Below are 24,580 nucleotides of genomic sequence, written 5' to 3'. Positions count from 1 at the left end.
TTTACTTTTCTGATACCTGTTATCGCTAACAGGTTGATTATCAAAAGATTAAGGTGATTTAAACATGGGATTTAAATGCGGTATCGTTGGTTTGCCTAACGTGGGCAAATCCACCCTGTTCAATGCGCTCACGAAAGCAGGTATTGAAGCGGCGAACTTCCCGTTCTGTACCATTGAGCCGAACACCGGTGTTGTACCCATGCCCGACCCGCGTCTGGACCAGCTGGCTGAAATCGTTAAACCGCAGCGCATCCTGCCAACAACCATGGAATTCGTGGACATCGCAGGCCTGGTAAAAGGCGCGTCCAAAGGTGAAGGTCTGGGTAACCAGTTCCTGACCAACATCCGCGAAACCGAAGCCATTGGCCACGTCGTTCGCTGCTTCGAAAACGACAATATCATCCACGTTTCTGGCAAAGTTGATCCGGCAGAAGATATCGACGTCATCAACACCGAACTGGCGCTCTCTGACCTTGATACCTGCGAACGCGCTATCCACCGCGTGCAGAAGAAAGCCAAAGGCGGTGATAAAGACGCGAAAGCGGAACTGGCTGCACTGGAAAAATGCCTGCCGCAGCTGGAAAACGCCGGTATGCTGCGCGCACTGGATCTCTCTGAAGAAGACAAGGCCGCCATCCGCTACCTGAGCTTCCTGACCCTGAAGCCAACCATGTATATCGCTAACGTCAATGAAGACGGTTTCGAGAACAACCCATACCTGGACAAAGTGCGCGAAATCGCCGCTGCCGAAGGTTCTGTAGTGGTTCCGGTGTGCGCTGCCGTTGAATCTGATATCGCTGAACTCGACGACGAAGAGCGTGACGAATTCATGCAGGAACTGGGCCTCGAAGAACCGGGACTGAACCGCGTGATCCGCGCGGGTTATTCTCTGCTGAATCTGCAAACCTACTTCACCGCGGGCGTGAAAGAAGTACGCGCATGGACCATCCCTGTCGGCGCGACCGCACCGCAGGCCGCCGGTAAAATCCACACCGACTTCGAAAAAGGCTTCATCCGCGCCCAGACTATCGCGTTTGAAGACTTCATCACCTACAAGGGTGAACAAGGCGCGAAAGAAGCCGGTAAAATGCGTGCAGAAGGGAAAGATTACATCGTGAAAGATGGCGATGTGATGAACTTCTTGTTTAACGTATAAGGTGCTTTGTCAGACCTGTTGGTCTAATGAGCGCATTGCCTGATGCGCTACGCTTATCAGGCCTACATAATTTATGCAATATATTGAATTTGCACGATTTTGTAGGCCGGATAAGGCGTTTACGCCGCATCCGGCATGAACAAAGCACAGAGTGTCAGCAAGCGGTTCTACTCCCCCAGCGCCCGCCTGATCTCCACCAGCGCATTCGGGTCCTCAATCGTCGTTAAATCCCCCGGATCTCTCCCCTCACAAATCGCCTGCATCGCGCGCCTGAGCATTTTGCCGGAACGCGTTTTCGGCAGTTGTGAGACAAAGTAAATCCGCACCGGTCGCCCGAAGTGACCAATCTGGTCATCCACCCGGTGCTGGATAGCCTGCTCTTCTTCCTGCGCCACATCACGCAGCAGCAGGCTGTCGCCCTGTTTGGGGATAACAAACGCCACGGCTACCTGCCCTTTCACCGCATCCTTCACGCCGACCACCGCCACTTCCGCGACGTTACCGTAGCCGGAGATGCTCTCTTCAATCTCGCGCGTGCCTAGTCGATGCCCGGCGATGTTGATCACGTCGTCCGTGCGCCCAAGGATAAAGTAATAGCCGTCGTCATCCCGAATGCCCCAGTCAAAGGTCGCGTAGACCGGGCGGTCGAACAGAGACCAGTAGGTATTGACGAAACGCTCATCATTGCCCCAGATGGTCTGAATGCAGCCCGGCGGTAGCGGCCCTTCAATCACCACCATGCCCTTTTCATTCGCCCCGCATTCCTGACCGGTATGTTCATTGAGCAGTTTGACGTGATAGCCAAACATCGGCACGCCAGGGCTGCCGAGGCGTGTCGGGCGATCGCTCAACGCGCGGGCGATAGCCATAATCGGCCAGCCGGATTCAGTCTGCCAGTAGTTATCGATGACCGGGATGCCCAGCGTTTCTGTCACCCAACTGGCGGTCGGTTCATCCAGCGGTTCTCCGGCGAGATACAGTACTTCCAGCGATGAAATATCATGATTGCGTATTTGCGCAGTGGGGAATTTCTTCAGCACGCGAATGGCGGTCGGCGCGGAGAACATCCGGCTAACCTGATATTTTTCAACGATCTTCCACCAGACGCTGCAATCCGGCCAGGTTGGCGTACCTTCAAAAACCACCGTCGCCATGCCTGCCAGCAGCGGCGCATAGACGATATACGAATGTCCCACCACCCAGCCGATATCGGAAGTGCAGAAGAACACACCGCCCGCTTTACCGCCAAAAATCGTCGCCTTCGTCGTCGCCAGCGCCACGGCATAACCGCCGACATCGCGCTGAACGCCTTTCGGTTTACCCGTCGTGCCAGAGGTATAAAGAATGCAGGAGGTTTCACTCGCCTCCAGCCAGACAACCGGCACCTGGGCATCAAGATGCTGCTCACGCAGCGTCGCGTAATCGGCATCACGTTCAGCCACGCGCTGCATCGGCGCCAGCCCACGGTCAACCAGCAGCACCCGTTGCGGCGGATGTTCGGAAAGAGAAATCGCATCATCAAGCAGCTTTTTGTAGGGGATCACTTTCCCTGCGCGCGATCCGCCATCCGCAGAGACAATCAGCACCGGGCGCGCATCATCAATCCGCGCCGCCAGGCTGTGCGAGGCGAAACCGCCAAACACCACCGAGTGGATCGCGCCAATGCGGGCGCAGGCCAGCAGCGTAATATGCGCTTCGGCGATCATCGGCATATACACCAGCACCCGGTCGCCGCGCGAGACGCCAAGCGTTTGCAGCATCGCCGCCGTGCGATTCACCTCGGCGTGCAGTTCGCGAAAGGTAAATGTTCGCTCCTCGCCGGTTTCCGCCGACACGGCAATCAGCGCCAGCGCTTCCGGCTGCGAAGGTAGCCAGCGATCGATCGCGTTATGGCATAAGTTGGTCGTGCCGCCGCAAAACCAGCGGGCAAACGGCGGATTGTCATAGTTGAGCGTGCGCGTAAACGGCGTCTGCCAGTCGATACGCCGGGCCTGCTCGGCCCAGAATGCCTCCGGGTCGTTAATCGACCGCTGATAAAACGTCTCATAAGACATAGAAGTCTCCTTCTGAACGGATCAGATGACGAACAGATCAAGGAACGCGTTTACCGGCATCTGCTCCAGGCGCTGTCTGTCCAGCGAGGCCTCAAGAATGCGGTGCTGCTGACGCGCCGGGAACTGGCGCGCCAGGTTGGTTTTAAATTTCTCAATCAGCAGCGGGATCCCTTCTTCGCGGCGACGGGCATGACCAATCGGGTACTCCACCACCACTTCCTCAAAGCGGCTACCGTCCGAAAATTCGACGGTTAAGGCATTGGCAATTGAGCGTTTTTGCGGGTCGTGATAATCGCGGGTAAATGCCGGGTCTTCATGGCAATGAGTTTTGGCGCGCAGAATATCAATGCGCGGGTCGCAGGCGATATTCTCTTCATAGTCTGCTGCCGTCAGGCGGCCAAATAGCAGCGGGATGGCGACCATATACTGAATGCAGTGATCGCGGTCGGCCGGGTTGGTGAGCGGCCCTTTTTTGTCGATAATGCGAATACAGGCTTCATGCGTGCGGATACTCACGCGCTCAATATCCGCCGCCGTTTTCCCCGCAGTGACCATTTTTTGATGTAACGTCATCGCGGCTTCAACCGCCGTCTGCGAGTGGAATTCCGCCGGGAAGGAGATTTTAAACAGCACGTTCTCCATCACATAGCTGCCATACGGGCGCTGGAAGCGGAACGCCTCGCCCCTGAAAGAGACATCGTAGAAGCCCCAGGTTTTGGCGGTTAACGCTGAGGGATAGCCCATTTCACCGGTCTGCGCCATCAGTGCCAGCCGCACCGCGCGCGATGTGGCGTCACCCGCAGCCCAGGATTTACGTGTGCCGGTATTGGGGGCATGGCGATAGGTTCGCAGCGACTGCCCGTCAACCCACGCCAAAGAAACGGCATTGAGAATTTCGTCGCGACTCAGGCCGAGCATTTCAGCCACCACCGCCGTCGAGGCCACTTTCACCAGTAGCACATGGTCTAACCCGACTTTATTGAAGGCGTTTTCCAGCGCGATGCAGCCCTGAATTTCATGTGCTTTAATCATGCCTGCCAACACGGCCTGCATGGTGAGCGGCGCTTTACCCGCCGCCACCGCATTGCGCGACAGCCAGTCGGCCACCGCCAGAATACCGCCAAGGTTGTCGGACGGATGCCCCCACTCTGCCGCCAGCCAGGTATCGTTGAAATCCAGCCAGCGGATCATCGCGCCAATATTGAATGCCGCCTGCACCGGGTCGAGCTGGAACTGCGTACCCGGCACTTTTGCGCCGTTGGGCACGACCGTTCCCGGCACAATCGGCCCCATCAGTTTTTTACACGCCGGATATTCCAGCGCTTCCAGCCCGCAGCCCAACGTATCGAGCAGGCAATAATGCGCAGTGTTCCACGCCACGGTGGAATCAATCTGGTAATTCATCACGTAATCCACGATATCGACGATTTCCTGATCGAATTCCGCACGAAGATTGGTAATCAGCTGAGACATGTTTGTGTTCCTGTTTTCGTTATTGTCAGAGGTAAGCAGATAAATTACTGGCGATTTTCCAGCGCGACAAAAGGTTTATCTTCCGGCCCGGTATAGTTGGCGGACGGGCGGATGATTTTATTGTCCTGGCGCTGTTCAATGACATGGGCCGACCAGCCCGTCACGCGCGCCATCACAAACAGCGGCGTGAACATTGCGGTGGGGACGCCCATCATGTTGTAGGAGACCGCCGAGAACCAGTCGAGGTTGGGGAACATCTTCTTGGTTTCCCACATCACCGTTTCGAGGCGGTCGGCGATGTCATACATCTTCATGGAACCCGCTTCACGGGAAAGCTGATGGGCGATGGTTTTGATCACCTGATGGCGCGGGTCGGAAATCGTATACACCGGGTGGCCAAAGCCGATAACCACTTCTTTGTTGTCGATACGGCGGCGAATATCCTGCTCGGCTTCATCCGGCGTTTCATAGCGTTGCTGAATATCGAGCGAGACTTCATTGGCCCCGCCATGCTTCGGCCCGCGCAGCGCGCCAATCCCGCCGATAATGGCGGAATAGATATCCGAACCGGTTCCGGCAATCACCCGCGAGGCGAACGTTGAGGCATTAAACTCATGTTCGGCGTAGAGAATCAGCGACGCGTGCATCGCCTTCACCTGGCTTTGCGGCGGTTTATGGCCGTGCAGCAGGTGCAAAAAATGGCCGCCGATGGAGTCGTCATCGGTTTCCGGCTGAATACGCTCGCCGTTGTGGCTGTAGTGATACCAGTAGAGAAGAATGGAGCCGAGAGACGCCAGCAGCTTGTCCGCGATATCGCGCGCCCCGGAAACCGAGTGTTCCTCTTTCTCTGGCAATGTACAGCCCAGCGCAGAGACGCCGGTGCGCAGCACATCCATGGGGTGCGACGCCGCCGGCAGCGATTCCAGCACGATGCGCACGTTGGCGGGCAAGCCGCGCAGCGCTTTCAGCCGCGTCTTATACGCGTGCAACTCATCGCGATTGGGCAGTTTGCCGTGAATCAGCAGATACGCCACCTCTTCAAACTCGCAGTGCTTCGCGAGGTCGAGAATGTCATAGCCGCGATAGTGCAGATCGTTGCCGCTCTTGCCCACGGAACAGAGTGCGGTATTCCCGGCAGGCACACCGGAGAGCGCCACGGATTTTTTCGGTTTTGTGGCAGTCGTGTTTTGCAAAATGGTCGCTTCGCTCATACTGGCCTCGTCTTATTATGGATGTGTAGGGTAAAACCGATTACTTGCCGCGTTTGCTGGCAAACAGGGCGTCGAGTTTCTCTTCAAACTGGTAGTAGTTGATGCTTTCGTAGAGTTCGCTGCGGGTCTGCATGATGTCGATAACGCTCTTCTGCGTGCCTTCCTGACGCAGTACGTTGTAGACCTGTTCCGCGGCGCGGTTCATGGCGCGAAACGCCGACAGCGGATAAAGCGCCATCGCCACGTGCGCGCTGCGCAGTTCGTCGGTGGTGAACAGCGGCGTCGCACCGAATTCGGTGATGTTGGCAAGGATCGGCACCTGCACCGCATCGGCAAACTGGCGATACATCGAAAGCTCAGTGATGGCTTCCGGGAACAGCATGTCGGCCCCGGCTTCGATATACGCGCGGGCGCGTTCTATGGCCGCCTCCAGCCCCTCCACCGCCAGCGCGTCAGTGCGCGCCATAATCACAAAGTCCGGGTCGGTACGGGCATCCACGGCGGCTTTAATGCGATCGACCATCTCTTCGGTTGAGACAATCTCTTTATTCGGGCGATGGCCGCAGCGTTTCGCCCCAACCTGATCTTCAATGTGCAGTCCTGCCGCACCGGCTTTACTCACCGATTTCACCGTGCGCGCCACATTAAACGCCGAGGCGCCAAACCCGCTGTCGACGTCCACCAGCAGCGGCAGCGAGCAAACATCCGTAATACGCCGGATATCGGTCAGCACATCGTCCAGCCCGGTGATGCCTAAATCGGGCAGGCCAAGCGATCCCGCCGCCACGCCGCCGCCGGAGAGATAAATCGCCTGAAACCCGGCCCGCTGCGCCAGCAGTGCGTGGTTAGCGTTGATGGTGCCTGCAATTTGTAGCGGGGATTCTTTGCTCAGCGCCTGACGGAACGCCTGACCCGGTGATTGAGTGCTCATGCACACCTCTTTGTTGTTTGAATGTTATTTTTCGTAACAACAAAAGAGCAAGCGATGTGCCAGAACGGCCGCGTCAGTTCACAAAAATGAAAACAGTAAAATATTGATAATAAAATCATGATGTTGAATATATTCTTTCTCACCATATCGCTCAAACATGAGGGTAAAGCGCTTCAGCTAACGTTTCAGAGATTGTTTCACCCTCTGTTTTTGAAACATCCATGAAACACAACTACAACAGATCAGGTCTCCCTCATTTGAGTGCGTTGTCATGACCGATAACATCACGCCAGCTGCGAAACCGGTTATCTGGACCGTCTCAGTGACGCGCCTGTTTGATCTGTTCCGCGATATCAGCCTTGAGTTCGACCATCTGGCGACCATTACGCCGATTCAGCTCGGTTTTGAGAAAGCGGTGCAGTACATCCGCCAGAAACTGGCCACTGAACATTGCGACGCGATTATTGCCGCCGGTTCAAACGGAGCGTATCTGAAGAGTCGCCTCTCGGTGCCGGTTATCCTGATCCGTCCGGGCGGGTTTGATCTGTTACAGGCGCTGGGCAAAGCACGCCGCGTAGCCGACCGGATCGGCGTCATTACCTACAAAGCGCCGCTGCCTGCCCTGCAGGAGTTTCAGAAAAGCTTCCAGTTGCCGCTTGAACAGCGCAGCTACGTCACCGAAGAGGATGCCCGTAGCCAGATAACCGAATTAAAAGCCTCCGGGATCCGCGTGGTGGTCGGCGCGGGGTTAGTGACCGAACTCGCCGAAGAGGCCGGGCTGGCGGCAGTTTTTCTCTATTCAGCCGCCACGGTGCGCCAGGCGTTCAGCGATGCACTGGATATGACCCGTTTTTCCGGCACAGTCCGCAGCAGCGCCCAACGCGATACGCTGCGAACCCGCTACGGCCTGGGCGATCTGGTGGGGGAATCGGCGATAATGGAACAGGTTCGCCGAACGATTCTGCTCTATGCGCGATCCCCGGCGGCGGTGTTAATTGAAGGCGAAACCGGCACCGGGAAAGAGCTGGCGGCGCAGGCACTGCATCAGGAGTATTTTGCCCGCCATCGCCCGCGCGCGGGCCGTGGCTCGCCGCCCTTTGTGGCGATCAACTGCGGGGCGATTGCGGAGTCGTTGCTGGAAGCCGAGTTGTTTGGTTATGAAGAAGGCGCATTCACCGGCTCGCGGCGCGGCGGACGCAGCGGCTTGCTGGAAACCGCCAACGGTGGCACGCTGTTCCTTGATGAAATCGGCGAAATGCCGCTGCATCTGCAAACGCGCCTGCTGCGCGTGCTGGAGGAAAAGCGCGTGACACGTGTTGGGGGTCAGCAGCCGCTGAACGTTGAGTTTCGTGTCATCAGCGCGACGCATTGCGACCTGCAGCAAGCCGTCGCCGAGGGGCGTTTTCGCGCCGATCTCTTTTTCCGCCTCAGCGCTCTGCGTCTGCGCGTTCCCGCCCTGCGCGAGCGTGGCGATGATATCGCCCTGCTGGCGCGACGCTACCTGACGCAATCGCTGGCGGCGCTGGATTCGCCGCTGAGCGACGCCCTCCATCGACGCATCGCACTCTGCCTGCCGCCGTTGTTGCGCTACGCCTGGCCGGGCAACATTCGCGAACTTCGCAACCTCTGCGAGCGGCTGGCGCTGCTGCTCAGTAGCGACATGATCGGCGATGAGCGGGACCTCCCTGCACTTCTGCCAGAACTGTATGACGCGGAAAATACGCTCACATTTGCGCCGTCAGCCCTCGATGCGCTGGCACAGTGTGGCGGCGATCGCAGCGCCGCCGCGCGTTATCTGGGGGTCAGCCGCACCACCTTCTGGCGACGACTGAAAGAGGAACAGGCGCGCTAAATCGCCACCAGCCCGCGCACGCCCTGCGCCTCCATTTCATCACCGCGCCCGCGCTGGATAATCGCTCCGCGCGACATCACCAGATAGTTATCCGCAAGCTCGGCGGCAAAGTCATAAAACTGCTCCACCAGCAGAATCGCCATGTCACCGCGACTGGCGAGACTTCTGATCACTGCGCCAATCTCTTTGATTACCGACGGCTGAATACCTTCCGTGGGTTCATCAAGAATCAGCAGTTCAGGCCGACAGGCGAGCGCGCGACCAATCGCCAGTTGCTGCTGTTGCCCGCCGGAGAGATCGCCGCCGCGTCGCTGTTTCATTTCACGCAGCACCGGGAAGAGTTCATAGATCTCTTGCGGCACCGCGTTTGCGTCACGCCCGGAGAAACGCGCCAGCCCCATCAACAAGTTTTCTTCCACCGTCAGACGCGGGAATATTTCGCGCCCCTGCGGCACATACGCAATCCCCTGCTGCACGCGCTGATGCGGCCTCATCCCGTTAATCACCTTCCCTTTCCAGCGGATTTCGCCAGATTTCGCCGGAATAACGCCCATCAGACATTTCAGCAGTGTAGTTTTGCCCACGCCGTTGCGCCCTAACAGACAGGTGATTTCTCCCGGCGTGGTGTCGAACGACAAGCCACGCAGAATGTGGCTGCCGCCGTAATATTGATTAAGATCCTGAACCTGCAACATATTAGCGCCCCAGATAAACGTCAATAACCTGCTCGTTGGCCTGTACGTCGCGCAGCGAGCCCTCCGCCAGTACCTGTCCCTGATGAAGCACCGTCACGTGGTCGGCGATACTTTCGACAAATCCCATATCGTGCTCAACCACCATCAATGAGTGCTTTCCTGCCAGCGTCCGAAACAGTTCGGCAATGTATTCCGTTTCCGCATCCGTCAGCCCGGCGGCGGGTTCATCCAGCAGTAACAGATGTGGCTCCTGCACCAGCAGCATGCCAATTTCCAGAAACTGTTTTTGCCCGTGGGATAACAACCCCGCGGCGCGCTGGCTGGAGTCGAGAAGACGCAGCAGATGCAGCACCTCGTGGATGCGATCCCGCTGCTCGCCGCTGAGTTTAGCGCGCAGGCTATGCCACACCGATTTATCATTTTTCTGCGCGATTTCGAGGTTTTCCAGCACCGTCAGCGCTTCAAAAACGGTGGGTTTCTGAAACTTGCGGCCAATCCCCGCCCGGGCAATCTCAACGGGCGATAAGGTGCGCAGGTCGATAGTCTGATCGTAAAAAATCCGTCCATTATCTGGCTGGGTTTTCCCGGTAATCACATCCATTAGCGTGGTTTTGCCCGCACCGTTAGGGCCAATCACGCAGCGCAGTTCCCCCACGCCGATGGACAACGAGAGATCGGTTAATGCACGAAAGCCGTCAAAGGTGACGTTGATCTTTTCCAGTTGCAGCACCGGGTCGGTTTTTTCGCGATAGCGATCCTGTGGCAGCGGCTGGGTAAAAAGGGAATCAGTCATGCTTCCTCCGTTTGAGCAGGCCAATCACGCCGCGCGGTAAAAACAGTGTCACCAGAATAAACATCAGGCCAAGGAAAAAGAGCCAGTAGTCAGGGAACGCGACGGTAAACCAGCTTTTCGCACCGTTCACAATGCCCGCGCCCAGCACCGGGCCAATCAGCGATCCGCGGCCGCCGAGCGCCACCCAAATCGCCGCTTCGATAGAGTTAGTGGGCGACATTTCGCTGGGGTTGATAATGCCCACCTGCGGCACATACAGCGCCCCCGCCAGCCCACACAGCACCGCTGACAGCGTCCAGACGAACAGCTTGAATCCGCGCGGATCGTAACCGCAAAACATCAGGCGATTCTCCGCATCGCGCACGCCAGTCAGCACCCGGCCAAACTTGCTGCGGGTGATCGCCACGCCGATCGCCAGCGCCGCCACCAGCAGCAACACGGTGGCGATAAACAGCGCGATGCGCGTGCCCGTCGCCGACACCGGAAAGCCTAAAATCGTGGTGAATCCCGTAAAGCCGTTGTTGCCGCCAAAACCGGTTTCGTTACGGAAAAACAGCAACATACCGGCGTAGGTCAGCGCCTGGGTCATGATCGAGAAGTAGACATCTTTGATGCGCGAGCGGAAAGCGAAGTAGCCAAACAGCAGCGCCAGCAGGCCAGGAACCAGAACGATCAGGCACAGCGCCCAGGCAAAGTGCTGGGTACCGGCCCAGAACCATGGCAGTTCCGTCCACGAGAGAAATGACATAAACGCCGGTAAATCGTCGCCGGAGGCCTGGCGCATCAGGTACATGCCCATCGCGTAGCCGCCCAGGGCGAAGAACAACCCGTGGCCGAGCGAAAGCAGACCGGCGTAGCCCCACACCAGATCCAGAGCCACGGCGACAATCGCATAGCACAGGATTTTGCCCATCAGGGTAAGCGTGTAGGTTGAAACCGCCAGCGGATGCGCCGCAGGCAACAGCGCCAGAAAGGGCAGAATCAGCAGCACGATGAAAATCAACGCGCCGAGTGCGCCCGACACACGCGGCGCGCGGCGGGCTAAAGTCAGTGTCAGTGGCTGGCTCATCAGTCAATCACCCTCCCTTTGAAGGCAAACAGCCCCTGCGGCCGTTTCTGGATAAACAGCACAATCATCACCAGGATGGCGATTTTCCCCAGCACCGCACCAAGCTGCGGTTCGAGAAACTTATTCAGCACACCCAGACCCAGCGCGGCCACCACGGTTCCCGCCAGTTGCCCGACGCCGCCGGTCACTACCACCAGGAAGGAGTCGATGATGTACCCCTGCCCCAGCTCCGGCCCCACGTTGCCCAACTGGGATAACGCCACGCCGCCCAGCCCGGCGATGCCGGAACCCAGCCCAAACGCCAGCATATCCACGCGCCCGGTCGGCACGCCGCAGCAGTCCGCCATCCGGCGATTCTGTGTGACCGCCCGCACGTTCATTCCGAGACGGGTTTTATTGAGCAGCAGCCAGGTCAGCGCCAGCACGCCCGCCACGAAAACGATCACCGCAATCCGGTTGTACGGCAGCACCAGATTCGGCAGCGCGTTCCAGCCGCCCGATAACCACGCCGGGTTCGCCACCTCCAGGTTTTGCGTACCAAATATCACGCGCACCAGTTGAATCAGCATCAGGCTGATCCCCCACGTCGCCAGCAGCGTTTCCAGCGGTCGCCCATACAAATGGCGAATAATGGCGCGTTCCAGCAGCATCCCCATCACGGCAGTGATGGCGAAAGCCACCGGCAGCGCCGCCAGAGGATAAAGCGCCAGCCAGTCCGGCGCGTAACGGGCAAAGACGTCCTGTACCAGCCAGGTCGCGTATGCGCCCAGCATCAGCATTTCTCCGTGCGCCATATTGATGACGCCCAGCAGGCCGTAAGTAATGGCAAGGCCCAGCGCCGCCAGCAGCAGAATCGAGCCCAGCGATAAGCCGCTAAACGCCAGCCCCAGCCACTCACCCCATTTCAGGCGCTGCTGGATCTGTTTCAGGCTATCGGCCGCCGCGTCGCGCACTGCCGCATCCGGTTCGTTTTCTGGCTGCGTGAGACGGTTCAGACTCGCCTGTACCTGCGGGTCGCTGGCCTCGCCCAGTAATTTCACCGCCTGCAGGCGCTGGGCCGGACGGCTATCGGTTAACTGCAACCCGGCGACCGCGATACCCAGAGCCTGATGTACGGCGTCATTTTTCTCAGCGGCCAGACGCTGGCTGAGGAACGGTAACTGATCTGCCTGCGCGCTGGTCTGCAACGCCTGCGCCGCCTGCAACCGTACGGCGTCATCCGGGCTCACCAGTTGATGCGCCGACAGCGCACTGGCGACCAGCCCACGCAGACGGTTATTCATAAACACTTTTTTCGTCGCGCCTGCGGGCACAGCGTCGCCCTCCAGCGGCGTGAGTTTGCCCTGTCGCTGTGAAAAAAGCTGACCCTGGGTGTCCATCACCACCGTTTCACGGCTCAACGCCTGTAACAGCGTCAGACGGGAAGCGTCCGGCGTTTGCGCCCACTGTTGCAGCAACTGCGCCTGCTGGCTGCGGTTCGCCTTGCCGTAATCTTCGGCGGGACCGGCCAGCGCCGAGGTTGCCATCAACAGGCAGCTAATAAAAAGAGAGCTTAAAATTTTCATCGTGTCGGTGTCTTCTTTTGTGGCCCGACAACGCCGGGCCAGCCAACCGTTGGCAGAGGCGTCATCCGCCCCCGCCGCTGCGATTATTTACCGCCCGTCTTCACCGGACTTTCCGATTTTTTGTCATTGCCCGGAATGTACGGGCTCCACGGCTGCGCGCGCACCGGTTGTTCGGTCTGCCACACCACGTTGAACTGCCCGTTATCCTCGATTTCGCCAATCATCACCGGTTTATGCAGGTGGTGGTTAGTGGCATCCATGGTGAGGGTGAAACCGCTCGGCGCAGCAAACGATTGATTCGCCATCGCTTCACGCACTTTATCGACATCCGTGGTGCCCGCTTTTTCCACCGCCTGCGCCCACATATGAATGCCGACATAGGTCGCCTCCATCGGGTCGTTGGTCACCACGGTATCGGCGTTCGGCAACTTATGCGCTTTGGCATAGGCGCGATAATCCGCCACGAATTTGGTGTTCACCGGGTTGCTGACCGATTCAAAGTAGTTCCACGCGGCCAGGTGGCCCACCAGCGGTTTGGTGTCGATGCCGCGCAGTTCCTCTTCGCCGACGGAGAACGCCACCACCGGCACATCGGTGGATTTAATGCCCTGATTCGCCAGCTCTTTGTAGAACGGGACGTTGGAGTCGCCGTTGATGGTGGAGATCACCGCCGTTTTACCGCCTGCGGAGAATTTTTTGATACTGGAGACAATGGTTTGATAGTCGCTGTAACCAAACGGCGTATACACCTCTTCAATGTCTTTATCCTGAATGCCTTTTGAATGCAGGAAAGCGCGCAGAATTTTATTGGTGGTGCGCGGATAAACGTAGTCAGTGCCCAGCAGGAAGAAGCGCTTCGCCCCGCCACCGTCTTCGCTCATCATGTACTCGACTGCCGGGATTGCCTGCTGATTCGGCGCCGCCCCGGTGTAGAACACATTTGGCGACATCTCTTCGCCTTCGTACTGCACCGGATAGAACAGCAGGCCGTTCAGTTCTTCAAATACCGGCAGCACCGATTTGCGCGACACTGACGTCCAGCAGCCAAACACCACGGCGGCTTTATCCTGGCTCAGCAGCTGGCGCGCTTTCTCCGCGAACAGCGGCCAGTTCGATGCCGGGTCAACCACTACCGGTTCCAGCTTTTTACCCAGTACGCCGCCTTTGGCGTTGATTTCATCAATGGTCATCAGCGCCATATCCTTCAGCGGCGTTTCTGAAATCGCCATCGTGCCGGAGAGCGAGTGCATGATGCCGACTTTAATGGTGTCTGCTGCGTATGCCTGTAACGAGAAGCCCATGCTCAAAAAAGTCGCGGAGAGGGCAAAAGCTTTCAGTAAAGAACGTCGTTTCATCACTAAACCCCTAAATAATATTGATTAATGTCTCCGCACATGCGGAGCGGGAACGTCTTACAACCTGGCCTGCTGGGGCCGATGCAGGGTAATTTTCCTGACCTCGGCTTTACTCTGTGAAATGTGTTCCGTCAGCAGGCGCTGCGCTTCTTCCCTTTGCTGACGCAGCACCGCCTGCAAAATGCGCGCGTGCTCCTGATAGGTGGCATCCACGCGGTCCTCGCGGGTGAAGTCGAGATGGCGAATAATGCGAATCTTTTCCGTCAGCTCGATATGCACGCGCACCATTTCTTCGTTGCCGCTGGCACGAACCAGCGTGGTGTGGAAAGCCTCGTCATGGCGAGAAAGGGTTTTCCCGGGTGCCATGCGCGGCGCGTCTATCCAGAATTCCACCAGCGGCGCGAGGTGGTCCTGGCACATCGCGAGCGGCATGTCGCACAGGCGCTTAACTGCTTCACACTCCAGTACGATGCGAAAGTCGTACAGCGCTTCGAACCACGCGAAATCAAACGGCTTCACCTGCCAGCCGCTCCGGCTGTACACCTGCACGTAGCCCTCCTGTTCGAGACGAAACAGGGCCTGGCGCACCGGGGTACGGCTGGCGGCCATTCGCTCTGAAATCTCGCTTTCGCTGAAATGCTCACCGGGCATCAGGCGAAAATCGAAGATGTCGTTTTTCAGCGCGTGATAAATTCGCTCGCCAAGGCCGGGGCTACGCTTGCTACTTTCCATTACGCCTCCTTACGCCAGCCACAGCAGCGCATCGCCGGGGCTCACCGGGTGGCCCGGCTGACAGCCGATGCGTTTCACGGTTCCCGCCTGAGGTGCGTGGATCGCCAGTTCCATTTTCATCGCTTCGACGATGATCAGCGGCTGCCCTTCGGTCACCTCATCGCCCGGTTTCACCAGTACCTTCCAGATATTGCCGTTCATATCGCCGGTCACGGCAAACGCATCATCGTCGGCTTCCTCGATGACGGGCTGGCGTGGGCATTCCGCGTCGACGGCTTGTTCATCCTGCTGCCAGCGCGCCACTTCGCTTTCGAAGGCCAGCGCCTGCTTCTCACGGAAGTCTCGGATCTCCTCGGCGTTGGCCTCAAGGAAGTGCAGATGCTCAGCAAAATCGAACTCGCTCTCTTCGATGCGCACGGCGGCGCGGCCTTCGCGGAAATCATCACGCAGTTGATTGAGTTCGCTTTCACTGACCGGATAGAAGCGCACCTGGTCAAAGAAGCGCAGCAGCCAGGGCTCGCCCGCTTCGAACTGACGGTTTTTGAGGAATTTGTTCCAGATAGGCAGCGTGCGCCCCACCAGTTGATAACCGCCGGGGGAGTCCATGCCGTAGATACACATATACATGCCGCCAATGCCGACCGTGCCTTCGGCGGTAAAGGTACGCGCCGGGTTGTATTTCGAACTCAGCAGGCGGTGGCGCGGGTCAATCGGTACAGCGCAGGGTGCGCCGAGGTAAACATCGCCCAGCCCGAGGATCAGATAGCTGGCATCGAAAATCGTGTCACGCACCGCCTCGCGGCTCGCCAGCCCATTGATGCGTTGAATGAAATCAACGTTATTTGGCAGCCACGGCGCGCGGGCGCGAACCGTATCCTGATAGCGGCTGACGGCGTCCAGCGTGGCGGTATCTTCAAAAGCCATCGGCAGCCAGACGATGCGCGACGGGACTTTCATATCGCTGACATCGCCCATGTGCGACTCCTGCTCCAGCAGAATCGCCACCAGCGCCTGCTGGCTGATTTCCCGGCTGTCGTAGCGCACCTGTAACGAGCGCACGCCCGGCGAAAGTTCTTTAATGCCCGGATGCGATAAATCGTTCAGCCGCGCCATCAGCAGATGCACACGCAGGCGCAGTGCCAGATCGAGAACGTTGTCACCGTATTCAATCAGGATGTAATTATCCCCCGCCTGGCGATAGACGATGGCAGGCGTTGTCGCGCTGGCCGGTAACGACACCAGCGCCGCCGCCGAGACGCCATCACGCGCGGCCAGCGATGGCACGGCAAATGTCGCCAGATGGCTGGACTGGAGCGTATCGATCGTGCGATCCATCGCCTTTTCCCGTGCGACGGCATCGGCCACGCTTATTGGGTAGAAGCGAATCGTGTCGCCGGGCTTCACCTGCCCCACTTTCCACAGCTCCGCTTTGGCAATGGTGACCGGGCAGACAAATCCCCCCAGGCTTGGCCCATCGCGCGTGAGGATCACCGGGAAGTCGCCGGTAAAATTAATCGCGCCAATGGCGTATTCGCAGTCATGCACGTTGGAGGGGTGCAATCCGGCTTCGCCGCCGTCCGGGCGAGTCCACTCAGGTTTTGGGCCAACCAGTCGCACGCCCAGACGATTTGAGTTGTAATGCACCTGCCATTCGCTGGCGAAAAAGTCATCAATCGATTTTTGGCTGAAGAAATCCGGCGCGCCGTGCGGGCCATACAGCACGCCGATACGCCAGCTATCGCCATACTCTGGCACCAGCGACGCCGCCAGCGCCTGCGGTTCGCTCACCGGTGCAGGCGTGGTGCAGGCATTCAGTTCCGGGCGCGAAACGGGCAGCAGATCGGCCACTTTCAGCGTACGTCCGGCATGGCCGCCAAACTGCCCCAGCGCAAAGGTGGAACGGCTTCCGAGATACTCCGGCACATCAAAACCGTTACGTACGGCGAGATAAGCGCGACACCCCGCTTTGGCGCGCCCAAGGCTGAGGGTTTGCCCACGCTTAACCGTGACCGGCTGCCAGAGCGGCACGCGGGTTTCATCCAGCAGCGCCTGACAATCAGCCCCGGTGAGGGCAATGACCGCATCCGTGTGAAAGCGCAGCACTGGCCCCTGAAGCGTAAATTCCAGCCCGGCGGCGGTATGGTGATTGCCGACAATGCGGTTCGCCAGCCGAAAGGCGTAATCATCCATCGGCCCGGACGGCGGTACGCCGATATCCCAGTAACCAAGGCGCCCCGGATAATCCTGAATGCTGCTCCAGGTGCCCGGTTGCAGCACTTCAATTACCGGAGATTCTGCTTCCACGCTATCGAGCCAGCGCGTCCAGACGCGGCCTTCCGTGAACGCCACGCTTGAGGTTATCTGGCGCAGATAATCGAGATTGGTGGTAATACCGTGCAACCGCGTGGCATTCAGCGCCAGCGCCAGTTTCTCCAGCGCCGCCTCGCGGGTATCCGCATGCACGATCAGCTTGGCGATCATCGGGTCGTAAAATGCAGAGACTTCGCTGCCTGTCGTCACGCCGCTGTCAATGCGCACACCATCCGGGAAAGTGACTTCCGTTAGCACGCCGGGGCTCGGCTGGAAGGTCTTCAGCGGATTTTCCGCATAGATGCGCACTTCCATCGCCGCACCCTGCGGGGCTTGCGCCAGACGCGCCCAGTCGATGCTTTCGCCTGCGGCGACGCGCAGCATACACTCCACCAAATCAAGCCCGGTGACGCACTCGGTTACCGGATGCTCCACCTGCAAACGGGTGTTCACTTCGAGGAAGTAGAACGCGTCCTGTTCGGGGTCATAGATAAATTCCACCGTACCTGCGCTGCGGTAATTCACCAGCTTGCCCAGCTCAACGGCGGCATTCAGTAGTGCTTCGCGCGTGGCTTGCGGCAGATTCGGCGCGGGCGTCTCTTCAACGACCTTCTGATTGCGCCGCTGAAGAGAGCAGTCGCGCTCGCCCAGGGCAACAACATTGCCGTTGCCATCACCAAAGATCTGCACTTCGATGTGACGGGCACGATCGATACAGCGTTCGATAAAGACGCCGGCATCGCTAAAGAACTGTTCGCCGAGACGACGCACGCTCTCCCACGCCTGCACCAGCGCCTCCTGGTCGGCGCAGCGTGTCAGGCCGATACCGCCGCCACCCGCCGTACTTTTAAGCATCACCGGATAGCCAATGTTCTGCGCCGCGTTTAGCGCCTCTTCAACGGTGTCCAGCAGCCCGGTTCCCGGCGTCATCGGCACGCCCGCCTGCGCCGCCAGTTCGCGCGCCCGGTGCTTTAACCCGAACTCGCCAATCTGCTGCGCCGTGGGGCCGACAAACGCGATACCCGCCTGCTCGCAGGCATCGGCAAACGCCAGGCTTTCAGAGAGAAAACCGTAGCCCGGCCAGATGGCCTGCGCCCCGCTTTCCTGCGCGGCGGCAATGATTTTGTCGATGCGCAGATAGCAGTCGCTGGCTTTCTCTCCGCCCAGCGCCAGCGCGATATCCGCCTGTTTAACGTGTTCCGCGTTTTTATCCGCGTCGGAATAGACCGCGACGCTGGTGATGCCAAGGCGCTTTAACGTGCGAATCGCACGGCAGGCAATTTCCCCTCGGTTGGCGATCAGGACAGTATTAAACATGATGCGTCTCCTTGCGGCCAACCCAGTGGCGCCAGCCTTTGAATTCAGTGATATCGGTGGCGTCATTCAACGCCGCCGGTTCGCAGATAAAGCCTTTCACCCAGCGCCCGTCAGCCAGTTCCAGCGAGCCAATCCCCAGCGGGGCGGGAATTTCAGCGACAAACTCGCCAAAGCGCGCCAGCGGGATATCCCACAGTTCCACCTGGATGGCTGCGCCATCGGCGTCACGCGCAATACCTGGTTTCGGCGGCTGCGTGTTCGCCAGTGCAAAAAGCCGATAGCAGGGAGCGGTTTCTGTCGCTTCAACAAACACCGCATCGCGCTGAATCAGCTGGAAGTTGAGCGGCATGCCGCGCAGATGTGCGCCGACCACGGCGACGCGAACGTGATGCGCGGAAGGCGGCAACGTTGGAGAGATGGCCGGGAAGGCATGCCCGGTCGCACCGAGCGGCAGGGCCAGCTGTTGCTGCCAGCGGCGGCCAAAATCGGCCAGCGCGCGGTCATGCCAGGCCGGGGCGAGCAGCGTAATGCCAGCAGGTAAGCCATCCGCACGGAACGGGGCAGGCAGCGCAAGGGCGCTGAGATCGGCAAGGTTGGTGAAATTGGTGTAGGTGCCAAACTGCGAATTAAAGCGAATGGGCTCGCGCGCCATATCAGCCAGGGTGTGTATGGTCGGTGACGTCGGCACCACCAGCGCATCAACCTCGGCGAGGGCGGTCTGAATCTTGCGTGCCAGCTCTGCCCGCAGATATTCGGCTTTAAAAGCCTCAACGGCGCTGTAGTTCAGGCCTGCGGCGATGATGGTATGCACCGTAGGGTCCATCTGCTCCGGGTGATTCAGCGTGTCACCCACCGCCACGGTGCGCTCGGCCACCCACGGGCCCTGGTAAAGCTGTTCCGCCAGTTGATAGAACGCCGAGAAATCGATGGGCTTTAAGGTCACGCCGCTTTCGCGCAGCGCACCGAGCGCCGCCTGCCAGGCCTGCTCTGCCGCACTATCGTCAAAGAAAACCAGCGCATCCGGAATGGCGAGTACCGGGTTTTGCGAAAAAGTCGCAGGCGCAGCGGCCGGGTTGATTCTGGAATAGGCATCCCCGGAGTCGAACCCTCCGGCGAGCGTGGCAACCTGCCAGGCGTCATCCACCGTGAGGGCAAACACCGAAAGCGTGTCGTTCAGACGGCAGGCCGGGAAAACACCGGTCGCTGAGAGCCAGCCTTTGGTCGGCTTCAGCCCGACAATATTGTTGAACCCGGCGGGCACGCGGCCTGAACCGGCAGTGTCGGTGCCTAATGAAAACGGCACCAGCCCGCGCGCTACCACCGACGCAGAGCCAGAGCTGGAACCGCCGCTCACATAAGCCGGATTAAACGCATTCGCGACGGCACCGTATGGAGATCGCGTGCCCACCAGCCCGGTCGCAAACTGGTCCAGGTTAGTTTTACCGATAAGGATCGCGCCCGCCGCTTTCAGTTTCGCCACCGCAGTGGCATCGCGTTCTGCGATCTGGGCAATCGCCGGGCAGGCTGCGGTCGTTGGCCAGCCAGCGGCATCAACGTTGTCTTTAATCGCAAAGGGAATACCAAACAGCGGATAACGTTCTGGCTGCTGTTGGTATTGCGGTAACAGAGCGTCTATTTGCTCGCGAAGCTGCGTTTCGCTGGCAAGCACGATCCACGCATTATCCTGCGCAGTCAGAGACTGAAGATGGTCATTTAATAAGGCAAATACGTTGTCACTATTACGCGCAATGGCCTGTTGCCATTCGCCAAGTGTTTTTCCGGTCATCACTGCCATGTTGGAATTCCTGTTGGTATACAAGATGGAATTCATATAGCAACCGGCATGCCAAATAATTAACCTACTGTTTTAAAACAAATTAACTTATCACCCTTATTATTTATAAGAATTAACTGCACCCTTTCAGAACATGCATGAGCGATAACTGTGCAAATAATCATCAGTAAAAATAATGACCAGCAAGACAGCGAAAAGATATTCCAATGAATAACCCGCTTTCTTTTTTTAACCTGACGCAATGCGATCCGCGCTGAAAAAACAGCAATTAATCACGCAAATCGCCACGGTGAAGAGGAATTTCAACTAAGGTTTTCATCAGGTTGATTGCAGCACTCCTGCTGTTTGCCGAAATGGAGAAAACCGATGAAGAACATTGCTGCGCATCCTGTTGCGCGCCACACCCTGACGTTAAGCGCCCTGCTGCTGGCCTTTGCCGCACAGGCGCAGGAGGAGTACCCGGCCTCCCCTGATATTCTGCTTGGGCCGCTGTTTAATGATGTGCAAAGCGCGACACTCTTTCCCGATCAAAAAACCTTCGCCGACGCGGTGCCTAAAAGCGACCCGTTGATGATCCTCGCGGATTACCGCATGCAGAAGAGTCAGACCAGCTTTGACCTGCGCCACTTTGTAGAGATGAACTTTGCGCTACCGCAGGCGGGCGAAACCTATGTGCCGCCCAAAGGGCAAACGCTGCGCCAGCATATTGATGGCCTGTGGCCGGTGCTGACCCGCACCAGCGAAACGGCGGAAAAGTGGAGCTCCCTGCTGCCGCTACCGAAACCGTATGTCGTGCCCGGCGGACGCTTTCGTGAGGTTTATTACTGGGATAGCTACTTCACCATGCTTGGCCTGGCGGAGAGCGGGCACTGGGATAAAGTGGCGGATATGGTGGCGAACTTCGCTTATGAAATCGACACCTGGGGGCATATCCCTAATGGCAACCGCAGCTACTACTTAAGCCGTTCGCAACCGCCATTTTTCTCGCTGATGGTTGAGTTACTGGCAAAACATGACAGCGATGCGCTGAAAACCTATCTGCCACAGATGGAAAAAGAGCACGCGTACTGGATGGACGGCGCGGAAAGTCTTCAGCCTGGCGACGCCAACAAGCGGGTGGTCAAACTGCGCGACGGCACGCTGCTCAACCGCTACTGGGATGATAACGACACCCCGCGTCCGGAATCGTGGCTTGATGATGTGACTACCGCGAAGAAAAACCCAAATCGACCCGCCACGGAAATCTATCGCGACCTGCGCTCCGCCGCCGCATCGGGTTGGGATTTCAGCTCGCGCTGGATGGATAACCCACAGCAACTGGGCACCATTCGCACCACCAGCATCGTGCCGGTCGATCTGAACGCGCTGATGTATAAGATGGAAAAACTGATTGCCGAGGGGAGTAAAGCTGCGGGTGATACGGCGAAAAGTAACCAGTACGATACCGAAGCTAACGCGCGCCAGAAGGCTATCGAAAAATATCTGTGGAACGATAAAGAGGGCTGGTACGCCGATTACGATCTGAAGTCGCACAAGGTGCGTAATCAGCTGACCGCTGCCGCCCTGTTCCCGCTGTACGTGAATGCCGCTTCGCATGAACGGGCGACAAAAGTAGCGGCAGCGACGGAAAGCCGGTTGTTAAAACCGGGCGGCATTACCACTACTACCATTAACAGCGGGCAACAGTGGGATGCGCCAAACGGCTGGGCGCCGTTACAGTGGGTCGCCGTGGAAGGGTTGCAGAACTATGGTCAGGAGAAAGTGGCGATGGACGTCACCTGGCGCTTCCTGAGCAACGTGCAGCACACCTATGACAAGGAGAAAAAACTGGTGGAAAAATATGACATTACTTCCACCGGGACGGGCGGCGGCGGCGGTGAATATCCGTTGCAGGATGGTTTTGGCTGGACCAACGGCGTAACGCTGAAGATGCTGGATTTGATTTGCCCGAAAGAGAAACCGTGCGATACGGTGCCGGATGCGCCGGTTCAGGCGGCGAAGTAATGCACCCTCACCCCGCCCTCTCCCTCAGGGAGAGGGAGAAAACCAGCGCAGGTCTGCAATACTGGCACGGTCGGTCCCCTCTCCCTGCGGGAGAGGGTTAGGGTGAGGGGGAAAAATCCCCCCATCAAAACGTATAACTCGCCCCCACCTGCACCGTGCGGTCGCGGCCAATCCAGCAGTTGGTGCTGTCGTAGCAACTGAAGGTTTCTTTGTTGGTCAGGTTCTGCGCGCTGGCCTTCAGCATCAAGCCGTTCAGGCTGCTGTCGATAGCCGACATATCGTACGATACCGCCATATCATACTGCGTCGTACCGCCCAGCTTGCCTTCGTTATTGGCCGGAGAAATCTCCATCGGCCCGGTGTAGCGTACCCCCGCGCCCACGGTTAATCCGCTGAATAAGCTGCTGTCAAAGGTGTAATCGCCCCACAGGTTAAACGCATTCTCCGGGACCTGCGTCGGACGCTTACCTTCGTAAGTTTCATCCTCGGTGTTGATAGCGTGCGTATAGGCGTAGTTGGCAATCAGATTGATATTGTCCGTTGGACGGCTGACGACGGAGAGCTCCGCGCCTTTCGATTCAATCTCCCCCGTCTGGCGGTAGTTCCAGCTTGGGTCCGCGCTCACCACGTTTTTCTGGCGAATATTAAACACCGACGCGGTAAAGGTCGTCGCGTAATCAGCCAGCAGGTATTTCACGCCGCCCTCCAGCTGCTTGCTGGTGGTCGGTTTCACATCCTGCGCGGTCAGGTTACCGCGCGGCGATACCGGCAGGAAACCTTCTGAGTAGCTGATAAACGGTGACAGACCATTTTCAAAGGCATACAGCGCGCCCAGACGTTTAGTCACGCGATCCTGCGAGATCCACGCTTTTTGCTGGTCATTGAGATAATCCGTGGTAGCGGACTGGTACTCATCATAGCGAATGCTACCAAGAATATTCAGGCCGCCGAACTCCACCTGATCCTGGAAGTAATAGCCCTTCTGGTTGTAAGAAAGACGATTTTTCTGCGCGGTGTAGAGCCCTAAATTATCACTGGTGATCTGCGAGTAATCCGGATGCAGCATATCGATGCCCGGCGTGGTCGAGGCGTAGCGATAGTTATAGTGCGAATTCAGTTTCTGGTAATCGAACCCCGCCAGCAGGTGATGCTGCCAGTCACCCAGCGCGAAGGTTTTACTGACCTGGTTATCGATATTAAAGCTGTGCAGATCTTCATCGGTGGTATAGGCAAAGCGGTTAAGTTCATAGACGTTGGCGCTGCCCGCATTTCCGGTGGAATAAGCGCTGCGCTGATGAGTATCGATGTCAAAATAACGCGCTTTCTGGGCGATGCCCCAACCGCTGTCAAACTCATGCTCGAAGCTATAACCCACCATCCACTGGCGCTGTTCGAAACCGCTCCACTTATCACCCGCAAAATCGCGACGCCCGGCATAGCTGGAACGCAGATACGAAAGCGGTAATGGATTGGACGGCGTCAGGCTCGGCGTATTTTGCGCCAGCGCGTCAAATGTCAGACGCGTTTTGTTATCGGGCTGCCAGGTGATGCTCGGCGCAACCAGATAATCTTCGTAACGCGTGGTGTGCGGCTGGTCATCGCCTTCACGCGCTTTGCCCAGCAGGCGATAGCTCCAGTCGCTGTCGAGGATACGTCCGGTGGAATCCAGATACCCCTCTTTCAGGTTGCGCGTGCCGGTGTTAAACCCTACTTCCGTGCGCGGCTCGGTTTGCGGTTTTTTTCCCTGGATGTTCACCAGACCACCCGGCGAACCGTTGCCATAAAGCACCGAAGACGGCCCCTTCAGAATATCCACGTTTTCAATCAGCAGCGGGTCAATACGCGCTTTGGTGTTGCCATTGACGTTATAGGGCAATTGCAGGCCGTTATAAAATTCATTGTCGACGGTAAAGCCACGAATTTTATATTCGCTCATGTAGCTGGTGCTGCCGCGCACTTCCGTCGAGACGCCCGGTGCGTAGCGCAGAATTTCATTGACCGAGTTAGCGTGACGTTGAGTAATTTCTTTCTCGCTGATGGTATTGATGACCTGCGGCGTTTTGCTCTCCGCAACAGCGGATTTGGTGGCGCTGTTGGTCCAGACGGGCAGTTCACTGCTCCCCTGTGAACCGGTGACGACCATAGTGGTTTCAGCGTTGTCGGCCAGGGCCGGTGTGGCGAGAGCAAGTGTAATCATTCCCGAGAGCGTACGATAGGCAAAGCGCATAATGTTTGTCTGACCAATTATTAGAATAAAGAATGCCAATT

At 58.0% G+C, this 24,580-nt stretch carries 16 protein-coding genes; 3 read left to right on the top strand and 13 right to left on the bottom strand.

Annotation, left to right across the window (positions count from 1 at the left end; translation table 11 throughout):
• Positions 1-64: 64 nt before the first annotated feature.
• The gene (ychF, locus tag ACWWFX_RS07595; RefSeq protein ID WP_276219969.1) at positions 65-1,156 is read left to right on the top strand and encodes a redox-regulated ATPase YchF; all 1,092 of its coding nucleotides are present in this window, start codon (positions 65-67) and stop codon (positions 1,154-1,156) included.
• Positions 1,157-1,323: 167 nt separating this feature from the next.
• On the opposite strand, the gene prpE is transcribed toward ychF, so the two are convergent.
• From prpE to prpB, 4 genes are read right to left on the bottom strand one after another with little or no spacing between them, the layout of a single operon-like run.
• The gene (gene prpE, locus ACWWFX_RS07590; RefSeq protein ID WP_473223521.1) at positions 1,324-3,210 is read right to left on the bottom strand and encodes a propionate--CoA ligase; all 1,887 of its coding nucleotides are present in this window, start codon (positions 3,208-3,210) and stop codon (positions 1,324-1,326) included.
• 21 nt (positions 3,211-3,231) lie between these two features.
• Entirely contained in the window at positions 3,232-4,683 is a 1,452-nt protein-coding gene (locus ACWWFX_RS07585) for a bifunctional 2-methylcitrate dehydratase/aconitate hydratase (RefSeq protein WP_473223520.1), read from the bottom strand.
• 44 nt (positions 4,684-4,727) lie between these two features.
• Complete coding sequence (gene prpC, locus ACWWFX_RS07580) at positions 4,728-5,894, bottom strand: bifunctional 2-methylcitrate synthase/citrate synthase (RefSeq protein ID WP_113857046.1); 1,167 nt, start codon at positions 5,892-5,894, stop codon at positions 4,728-4,730.
• A 40-nt stretch (positions 5,895-5,934) separates the two neighbouring features.
• Positions 5,935-6,825, bottom strand: coding sequence for a methylisocitrate lyase (gene prpB, locus ACWWFX_RS07575; RefSeq protein ID WP_108475370.1), 891 nt, complete (start codon positions 6,823-6,825; stop codon positions 5,935-5,937).
• A 271-nt stretch (positions 6,826-7,096) separates the two neighbouring features.
• Between prpB and prpR the strand changes: the two genes are divergently transcribed.
• Positions 7,097-8,677: a propionate catabolism operon regulatory protein PrpR gene (prpR, locus tag ACWWFX_RS07570; RefSeq protein WP_473223519.1), complete on the top strand. Its 1,581-nt coding sequence runs from the start codon at positions 7,097-7,099 to the stop codon at positions 8,675-8,677.
• Here prpR and urtE read toward each other — a convergent pair.
• The 8 genes from urtE to atzF all read right to left on the bottom strand — a co-directional run bounded on the left by urtE (position 8,674) and on the right by atzF (position 20,308).
• Positions 8,674-9,372, bottom strand: a complete 699-nt coding sequence (gene urtE / locus ACWWFX_RS07565) for an urea ABC transporter ATP-binding subunit UrtE (RefSeq protein WP_276219963.1) — start codon at positions 9,370-9,372, stop codon at positions 8,674-8,676. The two genes, prpR and urtE, sit on opposite strands and share 4 nt — an antisense overlap.
• Position 9,373: 1 nt before the next feature.
• Positions 9,374-10,165 (bottom strand): urea ABC transporter ATP-binding protein UrtD, encoded by a 792-nt coding sequence (gene urtD, locus ACWWFX_RS07560; protein WP_276219962.1) that lies wholly within the window; start codon positions 10,163-10,165, stop codon positions 9,374-9,376.
• Complete coding sequence (urtC, locus tag ACWWFX_RS07555; RefSeq protein WP_473223518.1) at positions 10,158-11,234, bottom strand: urea ABC transporter permease subunit UrtC; 1,077 nt, start codon at positions 11,232-11,234, stop codon at positions 10,158-10,160. Before urtC ends, urtD begins: the two co-directional genes overlap by 8 nt.
• Positions 11,234-12,799 (bottom strand): urea ABC transporter permease subunit UrtB, encoded by a 1,566-nt coding sequence (gene urtB, locus ACWWFX_RS07550; RefSeq protein WP_473223517.1) that lies wholly within the window; start codon positions 12,797-12,799, stop codon positions 11,234-11,236. Before urtB ends, urtC begins: the two co-directional genes overlap by 1 nt.
• Positions 12,800-12,882: 83 nt before the next feature.
• Positions 12,883-14,154: an urea ABC transporter substrate-binding protein gene (gene urtA / locus ACWWFX_RS07545; RefSeq protein ID WP_276219959.1), complete on the bottom strand. Its 1,272-nt coding sequence runs from the start codon at positions 14,152-14,154 to the stop codon at positions 12,883-12,885.
• 57 nt (positions 14,155-14,211) lie between these two features.
• Positions 14,212-14,886, bottom strand: a complete 675-nt coding sequence (locus tag ACWWFX_RS07540) for a GntR family transcriptional regulator (protein WP_473223516.1) — start codon at positions 14,884-14,886, stop codon at positions 14,212-14,214.
• Positions 14,887-14,895: 9 nt separating this feature from the next.
• A complete protein-coding gene (gene uca, locus ACWWFX_RS07535; RefSeq protein ID WP_473223515.1) occupies positions 14,896-18,513 on the bottom strand; it encodes an urea carboxylase in 3,618 nt (1,205 codons plus the stop codon).
• A complete protein-coding gene (gene atzF / locus ACWWFX_RS07530) occupies positions 18,506-20,308 on the bottom strand; it encodes an allophanate hydrolase (RefSeq protein WP_473223514.1) in 1,803 nt (600 codons plus the stop codon). Before atzF ends, uca begins: the two co-directional genes overlap by 8 nt.
• A gap of 366 nt (positions 20,309-20,674) precedes the next feature.
• On the opposite strand from atzF, the gene ACWWFX_RS07525 reads away from it, so the two are divergent.
• Positions 20,675-22,312: an alpha,alpha-trehalase gene (locus ACWWFX_RS07525; RefSeq protein WP_473223513.1), complete on the top strand. Its 1,638-nt coding sequence runs from the start codon at positions 20,675-20,677 to the stop codon at positions 22,310-22,312.
• Between the two features lie 124 nt (positions 22,313-22,436).
• Here ACWWFX_RS07525 and ACWWFX_RS07520 read toward each other — a convergent pair whose 3' ends face one another.
• Positions 22,437-24,539: a TonB-dependent siderophore receptor gene (locus ACWWFX_RS07520; protein WP_276219954.1), complete on the bottom strand. Its 2,103-nt coding sequence runs from the start codon at positions 24,537-24,539 to the stop codon at positions 22,437-22,439.
• Between the last annotated feature and the right edge of the window lie 41 nt (positions 24,540-24,580).

It is taken from the genome of Pseudocitrobacter sp. 2023LY-00077, assembly GCF_055796175.1.
The sequence above is the reverse complement of the archived record's forward strand: the minus strand, read 5'-3'. Positions and strand labels throughout refer to the sequence as shown.